Genomic DNA, 803 nt, shown 5'->3' with positions numbered 1-803 from the left:
CTTATCGTCCGAAGAAAAGCCCGCTTTTAGCTTGTACTGAATATCTGCGCGATATTGATTGCGCTCGATACGTGCCAACAAGCTAGGTTCTAGTCCCCAAATGTTTACGGATTCTATATCTTGAGATTTTTCCGCTTTGTTTATGTTGTCGTCGCCTTCGTAGAAGGCTTTGACCAATGGGATAAACTCAATGCCAGATTCAGTTTGATACGCCATTGGCTCTGCTAATGTAGCTGTTGAACAAAGGGCAAGCGCAAGTGCTGGAGTTGTTGTTTTCATCATCGCCGCCTTAGTACGCATTGGAGCCAGTAAAGCCTTTGAACACGGTAAAGAAGATGATTTTGATGTCCATCCAAACTGACCAATGATGGATGTAATCCAAATCAAACTCGACGCGCTTTTCCATCTTATCGAGCGTGTCGGTTTCGCCGCGATAGCCGTTGATTTGAGCCCAACCTGTAATGCCTGGTTTGACTTTGTGGCGCAACATGTAGCGGGCGACAATCTGACGATATTCTTCGTTGTGCGCAACGGCATGAGGACGAGGGCCAACGATCGACATAGTGCCTTGTAATACGTTGATAAACTGCGGCAGTTCGTCTAATGAGGTGCGACGTAGAAAACCGCCAAACGGAGTAATACGAGGGTCGTTTTTCGTAGCTTGTTTGATGTTTGGCCCTTGATCCATCGTCGTCATCGAACGGAACTTCCAAACTTCGATTTTTCGACCGTCCAAACCATAACGATGCTGCTTAAATATTACAGGGCCTTTTGACGTCAACTTAATACCAATGGCGATAGCA

General features: G+C 46.1%; 1 protein-coding gene and 1 pseudogene. Both read right to left on the bottom strand.

The window, feature by feature from the left end; all coding sequences use genetic code 11:
• A pseudogene (locus R7R24_RS26045) lies at positions 1-279 on the bottom strand (capsular biosynthesis protein); the annotation flags it as partial.
• A gap of 10 nt (positions 280-289) precedes the next feature.
• A partial coding sequence (locus R7R24_RS26040; protein WP_318120018.1) for an exopolysaccharide biosynthesis polyprenyl glycosylphosphotransferase occupies positions 290-803 on the bottom strand: 514 nt, incomplete at its 5' end.

The sequence above is a fragment of the Vibrio sp. 704 genome (genome assembly GCF_033339295.1).
Note: the sequence above shows the minus strand (reverse complement) of the source record. Positions and strands in the feature narration are given on the sequence as shown.